Origin of the sequence: Paenibacillus sp. FSL H3-0457, from assembly GCF_037981725.1 — a bacterium.
GTDB lineage: Bacteria > Bacillota > Bacilli > Paenibacillales > Paenibacillaceae > Paenibacillus > Paenibacillus amylolyticus.
In genome coordinates this window covers 4375635-4392369 of record NZ_CP150283.1, presented here as the reverse complement: position 1 = coordinate 4392369, position 16735 = coordinate 4375635, and the positions used below count along the sequence as shown (strand labels likewise).

The window sequence follows — 16735 nt, the reverse complement described above, 5'->3', positions numbered from 1 at the left end:
AGTTGCAGTGTGCAGTGATTTCCTAGGGGGAGGGAGAAAATGGAAGCACGGATTGATAAAATTAAGCAGCAACTACAGTCCCAAGGATATAAATTAACGCCCCAGCGGGAAGCCACCTTAAGAGTACTTCTTGAGAATGAAGAAGATCATCTGAGTGCAGAAGACGTATTCATGCTCGTTAAAGAAAAGGCTCCCGAAATCGGTCTGGCAACCGTGTACCGTACCCTCGAACTGCTGAGTGAGCTGCATGTTGTAGAGAAAATCAACTTCGGCGACGGTGTAGCGCGTTATGATCTGCGCGGAGATACATCCAAGCATCACCATCATCACTTAATCTGTGTTCAATGCGGAAGTATGGATGAAATACGTGAAGACTGGCTTGGACCGCTTGAAGAGCGTTTGGAGCGGGAATTCAACTTCTCGGTAGTAGATCACCGACTGGACTTTCATGGAATTTGTTATCGTTGCAAAGCTAAAAATGAACAGAAACCCAAAGATGAAGAATAACATAGCATATCTTCAAGCTCTCACCGGCGGTTTTGACGGGAGAGCTTTTTTGGCACCGGACATGATCTGGAGTTTCCCCCGGATGGCATAAACCTGTGTTTATGGACATACCCTGATTCAAGGACAATACCGGATTCGAATCAGGAGGGGGACGCGCCTATGATTATATCAGTGCGGAGAGGGCTCCGTTTTATTCGATTTATTATATTTTTTGCTGCATTAGTTTATCTGTTCTATCATGTTCTGGATCTGTTTAATGGCTGGATCTCACCTGTGGATCAATATCAGATGCCGACTGGCAATGCAATCAAAGTATTTCAGGAAACGGATTGGCCGGGTAATGGAGAAGGACGTCCTACGATGGCAGAGCGTCTCCGTTTGTTCTATTGGTACGGGGAGTAGCTTCAAACAGCCAGGGATGCAAATACGGGAGCAGTCTGCCAGAACGGCAGGTCTGTCAGTTGAGGAGCGTTGTACATGAAACAGACGATACACGCCTATGCCTTATACTTGGAAGATGATAAAGGGATGTCGAGCAGCACGCTTGAATCGTATCTCCGAGACGTGGACAAGTTCATTGAATTTGCAGATAAGGAATATGGCATACGCGAAGCCGATCAGGTCAGACGCACACATGTCGTCCTGTTTGCAGGTCAACTCAAACAGGCAGGACGTGCCAATGCAACCATTGCCCGCAGCATCGTATCTCTGCGCTCCTACTTTCATTTTTTGATGCGGCGGGGTGATATTATACAGGACCCTACGTTTGATGTGGAAGCTCCCAAGGCGGACAAGACGCCACCACAGGTGTTAAGTATCCAGGAGATCGAACAACTGCTGACAGCGCCTGATATTCGTTCACCGCAGGGTGTGAGAGATCGAGCGATGCTTGAACTGTTATATGCTACGGGTATTCGGGTCTCGGAACTGATTGCCCTTGACATTCGAGATGTTCAACCAGGCATGCGCTTTATCCGATGCGGTGGGGCGGGCAAGGAACGTATCCTTCCCATCGGTGCACCAGCAGCACATTGGGCAAGTGTATATGTGGAGGAATTCCGCAACAAGTTGCTCAAAACCGATTCGGACGAGCAGGCACTATTCGTGAATGTATCCGGCAGACGTTTGACCCGGCAGGGCTTCTGGAAGCTGCTCAAAAAAGCAGCGGTGGACGCGGGAATCTCGGAAGAAATTACGCCGCATACGCTGCGTCATTCGTTTGCGGCGCACCTGATTGCCAATGGGGCGGATACACGTGCGGTTCAGGACATGCTGGGTCACGTGGAGCAGCCTGGACAACAATACGGCAATCATGGTCGCAAAACCATGAAAGAAATCTATGAAACCCATCATCCGAGGGCAAGATAGATTTTGACGCAGGGCATTCACAAATAAATGCGGAACATTGGGCCGATTTAGGATAAAATAAATTGAATACATCCAAACGCCGTTATACATAAGACGGATCGTTTCAATTCAAGGAGGAACATACATCGTATGACAGCATTAAACCAACAAATGATTTCGGAAGCAGCATCTTACATTCAAAGCAAAAGCTCCATCAAGCCGGAAGTCGGTTTGATTTTGGGTTCGGGTCTTGGCGTACTGGCAGAACTGATTGAAGATGGTGTAAGCATCGCTTATCAGGATATTCCACATTTTCCGGTGTCCACAGTAGAAGGACATGAAGGTGAACTATTGGTCGGAACCATCAAAGGTCGTCCAGTCGTAATGATGAAAGGCCGTTTCCACATGTACGAAGGATATGGTCCGGAATTGACAGCTTTCCCGGTACGGGTTATGAAAGAACTGGGTGTAAGCAGCTTGCTTGTAACCAATGCTGCGGGTGGTGTGAATACGTCGTATGAAGCTGGAGACTTGATGCTGATCTCTGATCACTTAAATCTTACAGGCAAAAATCCACTGATCGGACCAAATGACGCTGCACTGGGCGTGCGTTTCCCTGATCTGTCCGAAGCATATAGCCGCCGTTTGCGTGCGCTGGCGAAGGATACGGCCGCATCACAAGGTTTTAACGTACGTGAAGGGGTATACGCAGGTATGCTCGGTCCGAACTATGAGACACCGGCAGAGATCAGAATGCTGCGTACATTGGGCGCAGACGCAGTGGGTATGTCCACTGTATCTGAAGTGATCGTGGCACGCCACGCAGGCCTGGAAGTACTCGGTATTTCCTGTATCAGCAACATGGCTGCCGGAATTCTGGACCAGCCGCTGTCACATGATGAGGTGATGGAAACGACGGAACGTGTTCGTGAGTCGTTCCTGGCGCTGGTAGTGGCGGTTATTCCGCAAATGTAAGCAAGATTTGAGTAGAGAAAATTACCTCTTTGGATGAGAAATCATCGGGGGGTAACCTTTTTTTGTTGTGTTAAACGTACGGTTACTCATTCATTGAGTGCAGTACGTTTTTTTGCTTTGACCACATTTTTCAATAAAAGTTCGGGAAATCATGCTTTACATGGAATAATTTACTGGAAACGGGCCGACAATGATTAGCAGTACATGCATGGAACATGCAGTAAGCAAGTCATTTGAGGAGGTAACCTTGTGAAGAAAAGAATAATGGCATCGTTCATGACCCTTTGTATCCTGCTGTCCCTTATGGCATCAACAGCATTGGCTGAAGAAACACCGAAGGCAGCGGGAGGAACTGATCTGGCCCCGTCGGCGCGCTCTGCGATCTTAATGGATGCAGATACGGGAACGGTTATTTATGAGAAAAACAGTCATGATCAGCTGCCTCCAGCGAGCATTACAAAGATTATGACCATGCTACTTACGATCGAAGCGATCGACTCAGGCAAGCTGAAGCTGACCGACAAAGTAAGAACAAGCGAATACGCAGCTTCCATGGGCGGTTCGCAGATCTTTCTGGAGCCTGGGGAAGAAATGACGGTCGACGATATGTTAAAAGGGATCGCGATGGCTTCGGGCAATGATGCCTCGGTAGCGATGGCTGAGAAGATCGCTGGCTCGGAAGAAGCCTTTGTACAGCTGATGAATGAGCGGGCGAAGGAGCTGGGCATGAAGGATACTCATTTTGCCAACTGTAACGGCCTCCCGGTCGATAATCACTATTCTTCCGCCCATGACATTGCCGTCATGAGCCGTGAACTGCTGAAGCATTCCGGGATTACGAAGTACACCGGTGCATATCAGGATTACCTTCGCAAAGATACGGAAAAGCCCTTCTGGCTGGTGAATACAAACAAGCTGGTTCGTTTTTATGAAGGGGCAGATGGTTTGAAAACAGGTTACACATCCGAAGCGAAGTTCTGTCTCTCCGCAACAGCGTCCAAGGACGGACTACGTGTCGTTTCCGTGGTACTCGGTGAACCAAATACCAAAACACGGAACAGTGAAGTGTCTTCGATGTTTGACTATGCGTTTAGTCAATATACGATGAAGGCGCTCTACAAGGCAGGGGATCTGCTGGGAAGTCTGAATATCGAAAAAGGTGAAGTTGCCGAATTGCCTCTGAATGCCACGCAAAATTATAGTGTGCTGATGCGCAAAGGAGCCAAATCCAACGACATCCGGCATGAATTGCTGGTCGCCAAAGAATTGAAAGCTCCGATCAAAGCCGGGCAAAGTATAGGTAAACTGGTGGTTTATCAGGGTAATGACGTCATTAAGGAGTTCGACATTCAGGCTCCGCAGGATGTGAATAAGGCGGGCTGGTGGAAGCTGTTTAAGCGGACAACGTCCAATCTGTTTGACTAAACGGCGATTTCTGCGAGTTGCACGTATCCTTCGAACATATTTTGTAGTTAAATAGGGGTTTTCTTCTAGTTTTGTCGGGGGGCAGGAAAAGCCTTCGGAAGCGTAGAAATCCTTGTTCTAAGACAGGGAGGAGAGTGAGCAAACGTGAACTTGCATGTGGAAATGGAACACCATCGCGGGATTCTGATTGTACGATTATCCGGGGAGCTGGATCACCATACAGCTGACATGGTACGGATGCAAATGGATGAAGCCATCCAGCGGAGACAAAGCGAGCATCTCGTACTCAGCCTGAAAGATCTGCAATTTATGGACAGTTCGGGTCTAGGTGTCATTTTGGGAAGATACAAGCTCATTAAGAATAAAGGTGGCAAGATGGTGGTCTGTGACGTCAATTCGCCAGTGTACCGTTTGCTGGAAATGTCGGGGCTGTTTAAGATTATGCCGATATACGAAAATGAGGGAACTGCTCTCTCAGGTCTGGAGGTCGTCTCATGAATGAAGGAACAGGGACAAATTTCATGAATCTGCAATTCGCGGCCAAGTCAGAGAATGAGTCGTTTGCACGGGTAACCGTTGCTGCGTTTATCTCCCAGCTTGATCCAACGATGGACGAGCTCAGTGACCTGAAGACGGTCATTTCGGAAGCCGTGACCAACAGCATCATCCACGGATACAACAACAACTCCGAGGGTGTGGTGTCCATCCAGGCGGAGATTCGGGAAGACATGATCACTATCATCGTGGAAGACCGCGGTGAAGGAATCGAAGATCTTGAACTGGCCAAGCAGCCGCTATATACGTCCAAACCCGAACTTGAGCGGTCGGGCATGGGCTTCACCATTATGGAAAACTTTATGGATGAATTCGAAGTCAGCAGTGAGCCCGGCAGAGGCACCTCCATCAAGATGAAAAAAAGGATTGAATCCAAGAAAGCATTGTATAATTAGGGGTTGGTGTTCTTATGGATGCTGAAGTGAAACCATCTTCACAGACCTATTTGGACGATGCCGAGGTCAAACGGCTGATTGCGCTCAGTCAGTCGGGTGACCATGTCTCACGGGATACGCTGGTGAACTGCAACATCAGACTCGTCTGGTCCGTCGTACAGCGTTTTATGAACAGGGGATATGATCCGGAAGATCTGTTCCAGATTGGTTGTATCGGTCTGCTCAAGTCAGTGGACAAATTCGATCTCAGTTATGACGTGAAGTTCTCAACCTACGCGGTACCGATGATCATCGGAGAAATCCAGCGATTCCTGCGGGATGACGGTACCCTGAAGGTCAGTCGTTCACTGAAAGAGATGGCGAATAAAGTCCGCAAAAAAAGGGACGAACTGTCCAAACATCTGGATCGTTTACCAACGATTAAGGAAGTTGCCGCAGAGCTGGGGGTAACCCCGGAGGAAGTTGTATTTGCCCAGGAAGCGAACAAACCACCGACCTCCATCCATGAGACCGTATTTGAAAATGACGGCGATCCCATTACATTAATGGATCAGATTGCCGACGAGTCTCAGGAACGTTGGTTTGACAAGCTGGCCCTGAACGAAGCCATCGGTGGTCTCAGCGAGCGGGAGCGGTTAATCGTTTATCTTAGGTATTACCGGGATCAGACCCAGTCCGAGGTAGCTAGCAGGTTGGGTATATCTCAGGTACAGGTATCACGTCTGGAGAAAAAAATACTGCAATCCATCCGCGACCAGATCGCGCAGTGATTTCGTGGGTTGCAACAACAATATTGGTGCATATACACCATTATACGACAACTAACAACCTTCTATCGCGCATTATGGCGAGGGAGGTTATTTGTTGTTAGATAAACAAATAACCTCCCCTCTCTTTTAAATTCCTCCCTGCCACCACCCAGCATATTTATTACAAACGTTAGGAAACGGGAGGACAATTGGTAACGGAGGGATGGAATCGGTAAAAATGAGCGAAGCGTGAGGGTTCATCTAAGGGGATATATAAGCAACACAGGCGGCAGATTAGACCTGAAGAAGAGAAGCATCCGCCTTTGTCTCCAAATTCTACATAGTTGTAATCTAAGTCGGTATCCAGAAGAACATTTCAAGATTCATGAAATTTTGAGCAAAATAACCCCAAATACCCAAACAACCCTCTTTTAATCCCTTCCTGCCCACTCCACAGCATATTTATTACAAACCTTTGGAAACGGGAGGACGATGGGTAGCGGAGGGATGGAATCGGTCAAAAGGAGCGAAGCGTTCGCCTTTAGCACTGGATTTCCTCCTTGAAAAGGAGAGTTTAAGAAATCCGGGGATAACAGCGACCAATGACCGATCCATCCCGCAGCGTCCACCCACCTCACGATCTTTTTCCAACCAGACTGTAATAAATTTGCACATTCTTCAAATACTAACCTAAATTACGCAGTAAAGGAGTGCTATGGATGTCCCAGACACCCACTCCAATGGTCTATATTCGTCTGCGCAGCCGTATTCGCATCCAGAGGGGCAGAGCAGTCAAGCTTGGAGACATTGCACATGTACTGACCTCTTCAGAAGACCAAGAGGGCAGGCTATTGGAGCTTGAACTGCTAAGCCCTGGACCAGAGGATGGCAATCTGATCCTCATTGATATATTGCAGATTATTCCCCAAATTCGGCACATCTTGCCGGAGGTAAGTGTGGAACTGATAGGATCAGGCCATACGTTGGTTGAAGTCATTGCGGGAAATGGTCAACCTTCCAAGTCTCTGTTCATATTGGTTTGGCTGCTGCTGTTCTTCGGATCGGCCTTAACCATTATGAATTTTCATGCCGATGTGAACATGCAGGAAGTACAGATTCGTATTGTGGAGATGCTTACTGGGCATCGGGACGAACATCCCTATCTGTTCCAAGTGGCGTATTCCATTGGCATTGGATTTGGAATGGCAGTATTTTTTAATCATTTGTTCAAGAAAAAGTGGAATGAGGAGCCTACTCCGCTGGAAGTGGAGATGTTCCTATACCAGCAAAATGTAGATAAATATGTGGTGATTGAAGAAAGCGAACGGATGCACGAGCAGGAACGCAGGGAGATGAATGCGGATGAGCGTTCTTAATGGAGCAATCAGCATTGTATTGGGTATTGCAGGGGGGATTGCCGTAGGGAGTGGCGTAATTGCGCTCATTCTGGTGCTCGATATGATTCCCAGGTTGGCTCAACTTACGCAATCGTATGACAAAACTCACTGGTACGAAGGGGCGCTAATTGGTGGTTCACTGCTCGGGACGGTGGCGGACTTCTGGCATTGGAAAATGCATGGGGTGCTACTGCTCAGCCCGATCGTTGGTTTGTTCTGTGGCGTGTTCATCGGTCTGCTCGCCGCGGCGCTCACTGAGGTACTCAATGTACTGCCCGTATTAGCCAAACGATTGGGCATGAAACCTTATTTGTTTGGATTACTGCTCGCCATGATTTTGGGCAAAATGACAGGTTCCCTGTTTGATTTTTTTATATATCAGCGGTAACTCGTGGCCATAGGAGGATGGAAGATGGATGAACGAACGGAGCACACAGGCCAGGAAAATAGTGAAGGTATAACGGAAGAGATGTTACACAAGTCTGCTTATGAGATTCATAAGGAAGAAGAGGAGAAAGCGTACAATAAGAAAAAACAAAATGAGATGTCCGACAGCATTGAGGAATCCGTACAATATTGGCAGGAAAACGATGATATCTCCCCACGCATGAGTGAGAACAGATATACACTGCAACAGGTGCTGGGGCTTGGAGAATCGTTCGACGTGAATATGAGGGAAATGGTCCTGGGTGGTAAGCACGTTGGATTGCTGATGATCACCGGCTTCGCCAAGGATGAGATTTTGCTTGAAGTCTTGAAAAGATTAACCTATCTCACGCCGGATGACGTCTCAGGACATGCACTCAAATCCTATTTTGAATGTTACATTCCCCACATTCAGGTGGAAAAAGTCGAGAAGATGAGTGCTGTCATCAACAAGGTCCTTACCGGTATGAGCGCAATGTTCGTTGAAGGAGATCGCTCGGTCTTAATTATGGATACCCGGAGTTACCCGGTTCGTTCACCAGAAGAACCTTCATTGGAAAGGGTGGTCCGCGGTTCCAGAGACGGCTTTACCGAAACGCTCCTGACCAACGTAACATTAGTGCGTCGCAGAATACGCGACCCTGGGCTGAAGTTTGAGATCATGCAGGTGGGGCGGAGAACCCAAACGGATGTCTGCGTGGTGTACATTGATGATATTGTGGATAAAGTGCAGGTGGATTCGGTCCGTGAAAAAATTCAGCGAGTGGATATCGATGGTATTCCCGCAGCCGACAAGCAGTTGGAGGAAGCGATTATCAACAAGGGTTGGAATCCGTTCCCACTCGTTCGTTATTCAGAACGACCGGATGTTACAGCTTCCCATTTGCTGGAAGGACGAGTTGTCATTTTCGTAGACACTTCCCCCAGTGTGATGATCTTGCCTACAACCTTCTTCGACCTGTGTGAGCATGCGGAGGAGAACAGACAGACGGCCTTGATGGGAACGTATTTACGATGGGTGCGTTTTGCAGGGATTCTCATATCGCTGTTTTTATTACCGCTGTGGTTGCTCATGGTTATTGATCCTTCGATTAAACCGATGGGACTGGACTTCATTGGTCCACAGGAAAATGTAAAGCTACCGCTAATTCTACAGTTTCTCCTGATCGAACTTGGCGTCGATTTATTACGGATGGCAGCGGTTCATACGCCTACACCTCTGGCATCGGCCATGGGCTTAATCGCGGCCATTCTAGTCGGGGATATCGCGGTGAAAACAGGATACTTTGTTAATGAGGTTGTGCTCTATATGGCCATCGCAGCCATCGGAATGTTTGCCACGCCGAGTTACGAGCTGGGGCTCGCCAACAGGCTAGTCAGGTTGTTTCTGCTCATTGCAGTAGCGATATTTAAGGTTCCGGGGTTGGTCGTGGGCTGTACATTACTCATATTGGCACTCACCGTTCACCGGTCGTACAATTCTTCGTATCTCTGGCCTTTTATACCGTTTAATGCAAAGGCCTTGGGCAACTTTTTATTCCGGCTTCCGCTGCTGGAAAATAAAAAACGTCCATCATTCAATAAAACCCGTGACAACACCAAAATGTCCGATGATCCGGACGGGGAACTGCAAAAAAGTAAAAAACACAAATGATCTTCCGAAAAATCCATTCATCTCGCTGCCTAATTTGATATACTGGTGTAAAATCATTGGAATATCAATTGTTCCAGTATATAAAAAGTGAGGAATGCAGATTATGTATTTACATGGTACAAGTAAAATAAATGCGCAAGGGCATCTGGAGATTGGCGGAGTTGATACAACAGATCTGAAAGAACAATTTGGAACTCCCCTGTACGTTGTGGACGAGCAATTGGTTCGTGAGCGTTGCAGAGAGTACATGGAAGCATTCCGTGCTTCCGGACTGGGCTTCCAGGTTGCTTACGCAAGTAAAGCATTCTGTGTAATGGCGATGTGTGCCCTTGCAGCTGAAGAAGGACTTTCCTTGGATGTCGTATCTGATGGTGAACTGTTTACTGCACTGCAAGCAGGCTTCCCGGCTGAGCGCATTCACTTCCACGGTAACAACAAAACGCTGGAAGAGATCGAAATGGCTCTTGATGCAGAGATTGGATGTTTTGTTGTTGATAACTTCAATGAATTGCATCTGTTGCAGGCTGTAGCAGCGGACAAAAATCGTAAAGTAAACATTTTGCTTCGTGTGACGCCTGGTGTTGAGGCACATACGCATGAATATATTTCCACAGGTCAAACGGATTCGAAATTTGGATTCGATATCGGTAATGGTACAGCATTTAAAGCGATTGACTTGGCTTCCAAGCAGTCTAACCTGGTATTGCTCGGTGTGCATTCCCACATCGGTTCCCAGATCTTCGAAGTTGAAGGCTTCCAGATGGCGGTTCAACGTGTTGCTGAATTTGCAGCAAGTGTATATGAGCGTCTTAACGTTGCTTTCAAAGTGGTTAACCTGGGTGGTGGATTCGGAATCCGTTATATCGATGGAGATACGCCACTTGAAGTTGCGCAATATGTGAAGGCTATTACAGATGCCGTTAAAAATCATTTTGCTCAAATCGGCTATGCCGTACCTGAGATCTGGGTTGAACCAGGCCGCAGCATCGTGGGTGAAGCGGGAACAACGCTGTATACCGTTGGAACAAGCAAAGACATTCCAGGCGTGCGTAAATACGTTGCCGTGGATGGTGGTATGACCGATAACCCACGTCCTGCTTTGTATGAATCCAAGTACGAAGCTGTGCTTGCTAACCGTGCGAATGAGGCTGCTCAGGAAACGGTATCCGTTGCGGGTAAATGCTGCGAGAGTGGCGATATGTTGATCTGGGATCTGGACCTGCCAAAAGTGGAAAGCGGCGACCTACTCGCTGTAGCTTGCACAGGCGCGTATAACTACTCCATGGCGAGCAACTACAACCGGATTCGTCGTCCGGCCGTTGTATTTGTCAAAGACGGTCAAGGAGATGTCGTGGTACGCCGTGAGACGTATCAAGATATCATCCAGAATGACCTGGTACCAGCGCGCATTGGCAAACAGCCAGTAACTCGCTAGTTCGTTTACAGTTGAAGCAGATGAAAAGGGAACTTCCTTTTTCGTCTGCTTTTTGCGTATTTAAGCTGATTCATGAAAAAAGTTGCCGTTTTTTTTGCGATCCAGACATTTTCGGTGTACACTAAGAAAAGTGCTGTAATGCTTGGCCCAGGGTCATGCGTTCTGGCACCATTAACGATGGTCAATACGAAAGGAGTCATTTACATATGGCGAAACAAGCGAAAATTAAATTGGCAAACGGCGGAGAAGTTCTGATCGATCTGTTCGATCAAGAAGCTCCAAACACAGTAGCAAACTTTGAGAAACTGGCTAATTCCGGTTTCTACAATGGTCTTACATTCCACCGCGTTATCCCGGGCTTTGTAGCTCAAGGCGGATGCCCTAACGGTAGCGGTGCAGGTGGCCCAGGTTACACAATCAACTGTGAAATTAACCCGAACAAACATGAGCGCGGAACACTTGCTATGGCACATGCTGGCCGTAACACAGGTGGAAGCCAGTTCTACATCTGCTACCAACCACAACCACATTTGGATGGACAACATACTGTATTTGGTAAAGTAACTAAAGGTATGGAGTTCGTGGACGCTTTAGAAGGTAAAGACAAAATGGAAACTGTTGAAGTTGTAGAAGCTTAATACCTTCACCTTAACTGGATCCAAACATGAAGTGCTTCTTTTATAGAAGCACTTTTTTTATTTTTTACATACTTCAAATCGATAATTAGAAAGGATGAATATAACCTTGGATATGGTTACTCAGCTAAGCTTGTTAAAACAAATTTATAGTGAGCGCACGTTGTGGGATGAAGAACTGCAGGCATCGCGCCATGTCGTTCCGGATAGTCTATCGGTAAAGGATCGAGAAGCGCTTGAGGCAGCCGGGCATGAACCGAATCGCTTTGTACGTCCGCAACATGATGAAACGATTACTGAGCTGAAAAAAGTTGCGAATCAATGGACGATCAATGATGCAGCGCAGGCCTTTGTATCCTCTTTGTGGTCAGCACCCATGATCTGGCGTTCGTTGCTTACGGGCAAGCTTATTGCGAGCAGTATGCCAAGCCATGAACATACGCCATATCCATCTTCGAACACTTGTAAGATCTGCGGATTAAGTGTAGATCAAGCAACCGACACAACGCTGCAATGGTATTGGCGGATGACCAATGGAACACCGTTGGACGGTGATCCTTTTGGATATGTGTTGGCACTTCGAGAGCTGGCTGCCGCGCAGGAGCTTCCAATACCCAATGAGTACGACCGCTGGACATTCCGTGCGGTGTTAACGGTGTTGCGCGAATTACCTCCCAAAACACGTTACAGCAAGGCAGCAGTAGCGCTCAAGAAGGAACGTCTTTTGCCTACACAGAAGGAATATGCCTACCGTGATTTACTTGAGACGTTAGCTCTGATTGGCATATTGGATACGCCGGAACATCCTGGAATGATCACGGAATTCACCTCTTACATGCAGCGTGACGCACGCCCCAATGTGCGGGTTGAAGTGCAGGCCCCTCTGGCGTGGTGGGACTCATCTGTCGGAATTAATGAGAACAACCTGAACAAGATATTTCATAATTTTGATCTGAATAACATATCACTTGCGGATAAGCCTGATGAGAGTCCAGCTGTAAAGGACACGATCTTAGGGGCATTGGAGAAGAAGAGAAGTGTTCGCGGAAAAGTACCAAAGGCATCTCCTGATGCAGGTACCGGGGAGGTACAGTCTGGCGATGTGTATGCTGTTCGGGTCCGGGAAGGTGTATGGGTGACTGTATATTGTCATGAAGTCAGAGACAAGCGCGTCATTGTCGAATATCTGGATGGAGTCTTCCCAGAGATGCCGGGAAAAGCAGATTTGCATGGGACGTTTCGACCGAGAGCGAATGGACGCTGGAAATGCTCGGCTATTGCGATTGATTCCACAAGTTGGGTCAGAAGGGTGGCAAGAGAGTTCCCGCTTCCGACTTCGCCCCTGCAAGAACCTGATCGCACTCCATTCCATAATGCCAAAGAATTAAAGCATATGGCTAGCTGGTGTTTTCCTGATATGTAGAATGATACGATGGGTGTGAAATGGGCCTCCAAGCAAAAACCGTGCCTCCTTGAGAGGAAGCGGTTTTTGTTGTTTCTTAGCTTATTAAAAGTTAGTATGTGACAAAAAGGAACAAAAAACAATTGATTTTTTGGCATTAAAGTGCTAACATCCAAGTAATAACGAAAGCAATCCTTCAGGGCAGGGTGCAATTCCCTACCGGCGGTGATGCAGGAAGTGTAAGGACCTATGTGTCCAGCACTTGATGCAAAGTCCGTGACCTGTCTGCCATTGGCAGATGGCTGATCTGGTGTAATTCCAGAACCGACAGTATAGTCTGGATGGGAGAAGGAGAGGTGCAGACCTAACAGGTTTGCATTCAGCAGGAGTATTGCTGCACAGTCACGATTTGTGATGTCATGCACTGTGCAGGGAAGATCCGGTTACGCCGGACAGTTCCATACATATGCCGCACTATAAAAGCTCTTTACCTGTAATTGATGTTCATTAAGGTATGTGTCTATTTTCACTTGCCCGAAATGAAGTTTTGGGCAAAGTGTTGGCGTGCTGTATCCATTTCACTCCTGCTGGTGACATTTGTCTCTCATCATCCCCATCGAACTGATTGTTCGACGGGGATTTTTTAATAAACAAGACTTTAAACCGCGGGGTGAACGGATTTGGAAATGATCAATGATGAATTTTATATGGCACTGGCATTGGATATGGCGGAACGAGCACAGGGACAGACGGGGATTAATCCGGTCGTTGGGTGTGTAGTTGTGAAAGAGGGTCGTATTGTAGGCCTGGGAAGCCATCTGAAACGTGGAACCGGTCATGCAGAGGTGCATGCACTTAACATGGCAGGCAGTGATGCAGAAGGAAGTACGGTATACGTTACACTTGAGCCTTGTAGTCATTATGGCAAGACGCCACCTTGTAGTGAACGCCTGATTCATGAAAAGGTGAAACGTGTTGTGGTATGTTGTGAAGATCCAAATCCGCAAGTATCCGGCAGGGGTATAAGCATGCTTCGTCAACAAGGCATTGAAGTTGAAGTTGGCGTACTGCGTGAGCGAGGAAGACGCATGAATGAAAAATTCATTAAGTTTATTACAACGGGTCTACCTTTTGTGACACTGAAAACGGCTACTACTTTGGATGGCAAAATTGCTACTCGCAGCGGAGACAGCAAGTGGATCTCTAACGAGCCCGCTCGTGAGATTGTGCATGCCCTTCGTCATCGGCACCAGGGAATTATGGTTGGCGTCGACACGGTAATCGCCGATAATCCGGAACTAACAACCCGTTTGCAAGTCGAAGGCATTAGTCCAGTGCGCATTGTAGTGGATTCCAAGTTACGTCTCCCCGTAGGTGCCAAAATGGTTAAGGATGGTCTTGCTCCAACATGGGTGCTGACAACAGACGAAGCCAGTCCTGAAGTTGCTGAACGTTTGGAAGCCTACGGCGTCGAGATTATACGCTGTGGTCCTGGACCACGTGTGGATCTGTTAAACGGTCTTAGCAAGTTGGGTGAGCGTGACATTGGTTCAATTTTGCTTGAAGGTGGAGGCACCTTGAATGGAGCCATGCTGGAGGCAAGGTTGGTCGATCGACTGCTCATGTTTATCGCTCCGAAGATTGTAGGCGGTTATGATACACCTGGAAGCTTCCGCTTCGAGGGTGTGGAACGTATGAATCAGGCGATTCAATTGAATCAGTTGGAGATCGAACAAGTTGGAGATAATATCAGCATTGGCGGTATTCCGGTGTGGCCTGAATAAATAAATGGATTTGAAAGTAGAAAGTTAGGTTCTTTATAACTTGAAAAAGGGAGGCGGCAGCATGTTTACCGGTTTGGTGGAAGAAGTCGGTCAGATCCGGCGTATTGGTCGGAAAGGCGAAGCGATGGTCCTGAATATCGGAGCTTCCGCCATCATGGACGATCTGAAGATTGGTGATAGTGTAGCAGTGAACGGCGTGTGCTTAACTGCGACAACGCTCGAAGGTGGAGGTTTTACCGCCGATGTAATGCCTGAAACCTATCGCCATACCAATCTCAGTCAGCTGCAATCTGGCAGTAAAGTTAATCTGGAGCGGGCCATGCAATCAGGCGGTCGTTTTGGCGGCCATATCGTTCAGGGCCATGTTGATGGTACTGGAGTGATTGGCAGTATAACACGTGATCAGAATGCAATTGTGTTTGAGATCAAGCCTGATGATCACCAGTTGTTCAAATATCTGATCCCCAAAGGATCGGTTACATTGGATGGCATTAGCTTGACCGTTGTCCATACATCGGATACCGAATTCACGGTTTCCATTATCCCGCATACCATTGGTGAAACTGTACTAAATGTGAAAAAGACAGGGGATACCATTAATATCGAATGCGATATTTTGGGCAAATATGTGGATCATCTGCTCCAGTATGGGAGAGGACATCGGGAGACGGGTGCTGGCAAGCCGCGCAGTATCAGTGAAGATTTTCTCTCCAATCACGGATTTGCATAAATAGAGAACAGAAATTAACTGGAGGTGGACCAATGTCAGAACAATCCATTCTGGACACAATAGAAGAAGCCATATATGATCTCATGCGTGGTAAACCCGTCATTGTTGTGGATGATGAAGATCGGGAGAATGAAGGCGATTTTATCGCTTTGGCCGAAAAGGCGACGCCTGAAGTCATTAATTTCATGATTACTGAAGGTAGAGGTCTGGTCTGTGTTCCGATTACACAACAACGTGCGGACGAACTTAACCTGAAACCGATGGTTCAACAAAATACGGATTTCCATGGAACAGCCTTCACCGTCTCTGTGGATCACAAAGATACAACAACAGGTATCTCGGCACATGAACGCTCTATTACCGTGAAAGGTCTAATCGATCCTGAGGCGAAAGCCGGGGACTTCCGTAAGCCTGGTCACATGTTCCCGCTGATTGCAAAAGACGGCGGTGTACTTCGTCGTGCCGGACATACGGAAGCGGCTGTAGATCTCGCTATCATGTGTGGTTCCTACCCTGCTGGCGTTATCTGTGAAGTAATTAAGGAAGATGGCACGATGGCCAGACTTCCGGATCTGCAGGAGATTGCTCGCAAACATGATCTGAAGCTGATCAGTATTCAGGACATGATTCGTTACCGTAACGAAAAAGAGCAGCTGGTTCAACGTGAAGTAGCTGTGCGTATGCCAACGGACTTTGGTGAGTTTCAAGCGGTGGCTTATACAAATGCTGTGGACAATAAGGAACATGTGGCTCTGGTCAAAGGAGAAATTGATGGTTCGAAACCTGTGCTTGTACGTGTACACTCTGAATGTTTGACAGGTGATGTATTCCATTCGCATCGTTGTGACTGTGGTCCGCAGTTTGATGCGGCACTCAAACAGATCCATGAGGAAGGCAATGGCGTACTGCTCTATATGAGACAGGAAGGTCGGGGTATTGGGCTAATCAACAAACTCAAAGCCTATAAGCTGCAAGAGGAAGGTATGGATACTGTTGATGCAAATCTGAGTTTGGGTTTTGCTGCTGACTTGCGTGATTACGGAATTGGCGCTCAAATTCTGAAAGACCTTGGGGTTCGTCAGATCAGACTGCTAACTAACAATCCTCGTAAAATTAAAGGCCTTGAAGGGTATGGACTTGAAGTCGTAGAGCGTGTCGCGATCCAGATGGAGGAGAACGAGGACAATACGGTCTATCTTCATACCAAGCAAGCCAAGCTGGGGCATATGCTCAAGTTTGATGATATCGAGCAAAACGAACAGTAAATATATTTTAGATGAATAACGTTCACCATGTAATTTATGGAAGAGATTAATTAA

The 16735-nt window shown here is 47.3% G+C and carries 17 protein-coding genes and 1 riboswitch; all 17 genes read left to right on the top strand.

The genetic code is table 11. The annotated features are described in order from the left end of the window. Nucleotides 1-39 precede the first annotated feature (39 nt). The 17 genes from MHH25_RS19455 (at nucleotide 40) to MHH25_RS19375 (ending at nucleotide 16681) form a co-directional block, all read left to right on the top strand. Nucleotides 40-507, top strand: coding sequence for a Fur family transcriptional regulator (locus MHH25_RS19455; RefSeq protein ID WP_036607866.1), 468 nt, complete (start codon nucleotides 40-42; stop codon nucleotides 505-507). A gap of 159 nt (nucleotides 508-666) precedes the next feature. Further along, on the top strand, nucleotides 667-909 hold the full coding sequence (locus MHH25_RS19450) for a DUF4227 family protein (RefSeq protein WP_017687632.1): 243 nt from the start codon (nucleotides 667-669) through the stop codon (nucleotides 907-909). A 75-nt stretch (nucleotides 910-984) separates the two neighbouring features. Next, nucleotides 985-1875, top strand: a complete 891-nt coding sequence (locus MHH25_RS19445; protein WP_105599514.1) for a tyrosine recombinase — start codon at nucleotides 985-987, stop codon at nucleotides 1873-1875. A gap of 129 nt (nucleotides 1876-2004) precedes the next feature. Continuing rightward, nucleotides 2005-2829: a purine-nucleoside phosphorylase gene (locus tag MHH25_RS19440; RefSeq protein WP_036607861.1), complete on the top strand. Its 825-nt coding sequence runs from the start codon at nucleotides 2005-2007 to the stop codon at nucleotides 2827-2829. 303 nt (nucleotides 2830-3132) lie between these two features. After that, on the top strand, nucleotides 3133-4254 hold the full coding sequence (locus tag MHH25_RS19435) for a D-alanyl-D-alanine carboxypeptidase family protein (protein ID WP_339200027.1): 1122 nt from the start codon (nucleotides 3133-3135) through the stop codon (nucleotides 4252-4254). A gap of 144 nt (nucleotides 4255-4398) precedes the next feature. Next, nucleotides 4399-4752 (top strand): anti-sigma F factor antagonist, encoded by a 354-nt coding sequence (gene spoIIAA, locus MHH25_RS19430; protein WP_017687636.1) that lies wholly within the window; start codon nucleotides 4399-4401, stop codon nucleotides 4750-4752. Further along, nucleotides 4749-5204 (top strand): anti-sigma F factor, encoded by a 456-nt coding sequence (gene spoIIAB, locus MHH25_RS19425; protein ID WP_036672324.1) that lies wholly within the window; start codon nucleotides 4749-4751, stop codon nucleotides 5202-5204. Before spoIIAA ends, spoIIAB begins: the two co-directional genes overlap by 4 nt. Before the next feature lie 14 nt (nucleotides 5205-5218). Further along, nucleotides 5219-5974, top strand: coding sequence for an RNA polymerase sporulation sigma factor SigF (gene sigF, locus MHH25_RS19420; protein ID WP_036607856.1), 756 nt, complete (start codon nucleotides 5219-5221; stop codon nucleotides 5972-5974). A 698-nt stretch (nucleotides 5975-6672) separates the two neighbouring features. Further along, nucleotides 6673-7329: a stage V sporulation protein AA gene (locus MHH25_RS19415; RefSeq protein WP_017687642.1), complete on the top strand. Its 657-nt coding sequence runs from the start codon at nucleotides 6673-6675 to the stop codon at nucleotides 7327-7329. Beyond that, nucleotides 7310-7738: a stage V sporulation protein AB gene (locus MHH25_RS19410; RefSeq protein ID WP_026080996.1), complete on the top strand. Its 429-nt coding sequence runs from the start codon at nucleotides 7310-7312 to the stop codon at nucleotides 7736-7738. Before MHH25_RS19415 ends, MHH25_RS19410 begins: the two co-directional genes overlap by 20 nt. A gap of 24 nt (nucleotides 7739-7762) precedes the next feature. Further along, a complete protein-coding gene (locus MHH25_RS19405; RefSeq protein ID WP_340017834.1) occupies nucleotides 7763-9430 on the top strand; it encodes a spore germination protein in 1668 nt (555 codons plus the stop codon). A 103-nt stretch (nucleotides 9431-9533) separates the two neighbouring features. After that, nucleotides 9534-10865, top strand: a complete 1332-nt coding sequence (lysA, locus tag MHH25_RS19400; protein WP_340017833.1) for a diaminopimelate decarboxylase — start codon at nucleotides 9534-9536, stop codon at nucleotides 10863-10865. Nucleotides 10866-11071: 206 nt separating this feature from the next. Further along, nucleotides 11072-11503: a peptidylprolyl isomerase gene (locus MHH25_RS19395; protein ID WP_017687646.1), complete on the top strand. Its 432-nt coding sequence runs from the start codon at nucleotides 11072-11074 to the stop codon at nucleotides 11501-11503. A gap of 112 nt (nucleotides 11504-11615) precedes the next feature. After that, complete coding sequence (locus MHH25_RS19390; protein ID WP_340020525.1) at nucleotides 11616-12923, top strand: hypothetical protein; 1308 nt, start codon at nucleotides 11616-11618, stop codon at nucleotides 12921-12923. 167 nt (nucleotides 12924-13090) lie between these two features. Next, nucleotides 13091-13259: riboswitch (FMN riboswitch) on the top strand. A 323-nt stretch (nucleotides 13260-13582) separates the two neighbouring features. After that, nucleotides 13583-14686: a bifunctional diaminohydroxyphosphoribosylaminopyrimidine deaminase/5-amino-6-(5-phosphoribosylamino)uracil reductase RibD gene (gene ribD / locus MHH25_RS19385; protein WP_036672313.1), complete on the top strand. Its 1104-nt coding sequence runs from the start codon at nucleotides 13583-13585 to the stop codon at nucleotides 14684-14686. 61 nt (nucleotides 14687-14747) lie between these two features. Then, on the top strand, nucleotides 14748-15416 hold the full coding sequence (ribE, locus tag MHH25_RS19380; protein WP_340017832.1) for a riboflavin synthase: 669 nt from the start codon (nucleotides 14748-14750) through the stop codon (nucleotides 15414-15416). A gap of 32 nt (nucleotides 15417-15448) precedes the next feature. Continuing rightward, a complete protein-coding gene (locus MHH25_RS19375; RefSeq protein WP_076318983.1) occupies nucleotides 15449-16681 on the top strand; it encodes a bifunctional 3,4-dihydroxy-2-butanone-4-phosphate synthase/GTP cyclohydrolase II in 1233 nt (410 codons plus the stop codon). The last annotated feature ends 54 nt before the right edge of the window (nucleotides 16682-16735 follow it).

Bases quoted from the DNA above. Each gene is read 5' to 3' on its own strand.
- MHH25_RS19455 (WP_036607866.1), top strand. From the start codon at position 40: ATGGAAGCACGGATTGATAAAATTAAGCAGCAACTACAGTCCCAAGGA.
- MHH25_RS19450 (WP_017687632.1), top strand. From the start codon at position 667: ATGATTATATCAGTGCGGAGAGGGCTCCGTTTTATTCGATTTATTATA.
- MHH25_RS19445 (WP_105599514.1), top strand. From the start codon at position 985: ATGAAACAGACGATACACGCCTATGCCTTATACTTGGAAGATGATAAA.
- MHH25_RS19440 (WP_036607861.1), top strand. From the start codon at position 2,005: ATGACAGCATTAAACCAACAAATGATTTCGGAAGCAGCATCTTACATT.
- MHH25_RS19435 (WP_339200027.1), top strand. From the start codon at position 3,133: ATGGCATCAACAGCATTGGCTGAAGAAACACCGAAGGCAGCGGGAGGA.
- spoIIAB (WP_036672324.1), top strand. From the start codon at position 4,749: ATGAATGAAGGAACAGGGACAAATTTCATGAATCTGCAATTCGCGGCC.
- sigF (WP_036607856.1), top strand. From the start codon at position 5,219: ATGGATGCTGAAGTGAAACCATCTTCACAGACCTATTTGGACGATGCC.
- MHH25_RS19415 (WP_017687642.1), top strand. From the start codon at position 6,673: ATGTCCCAGACACCCACTCCAATGGTCTATATTCGTCTGCGCAGCCGT.
- MHH25_RS19410 (WP_026080996.1), top strand. From the start codon at position 7,310: ATGCGGATGAGCGTTCTTAATGGAGCAATCAGCATTGTATTGGGTATT.
- MHH25_RS19405 (WP_340017834.1), top strand. From the start codon at position 7,763: ATGGATGAACGAACGGAGCACACAGGCCAGGAAAATAGTGAAGGTATA.
- lysA (WP_340017833.1), top strand. From the start codon at position 9,534: ATGTATTTACATGGTACAAGTAAAATAAATGCGCAAGGGCATCTGGAG.
- MHH25_RS19395 (WP_017687646.1), top strand. From the start codon at position 11,072: ATGGCGAAACAAGCGAAAATTAAATTGGCAAACGGCGGAGAAGTTCTG.
- MHH25_RS19390 (WP_340020525.1), top strand. From the start codon at position 11,616: ATGGTTACTCAGCTAAGCTTGTTAAAACAAATTTATAGTGAGCGCACG.
- ribE (WP_340017832.1), top strand. From the start codon at position 14,748: ATGTTTACCGGTTTGGTGGAAGAAGTCGGTCAGATCCGGCGTATTGGT.
- MHH25_RS19375 (WP_076318983.1), top strand. From the start codon at position 15,449: ATGTCAGAACAATCCATTCTGGACACAATAGAAGAAGCCATATATGAT.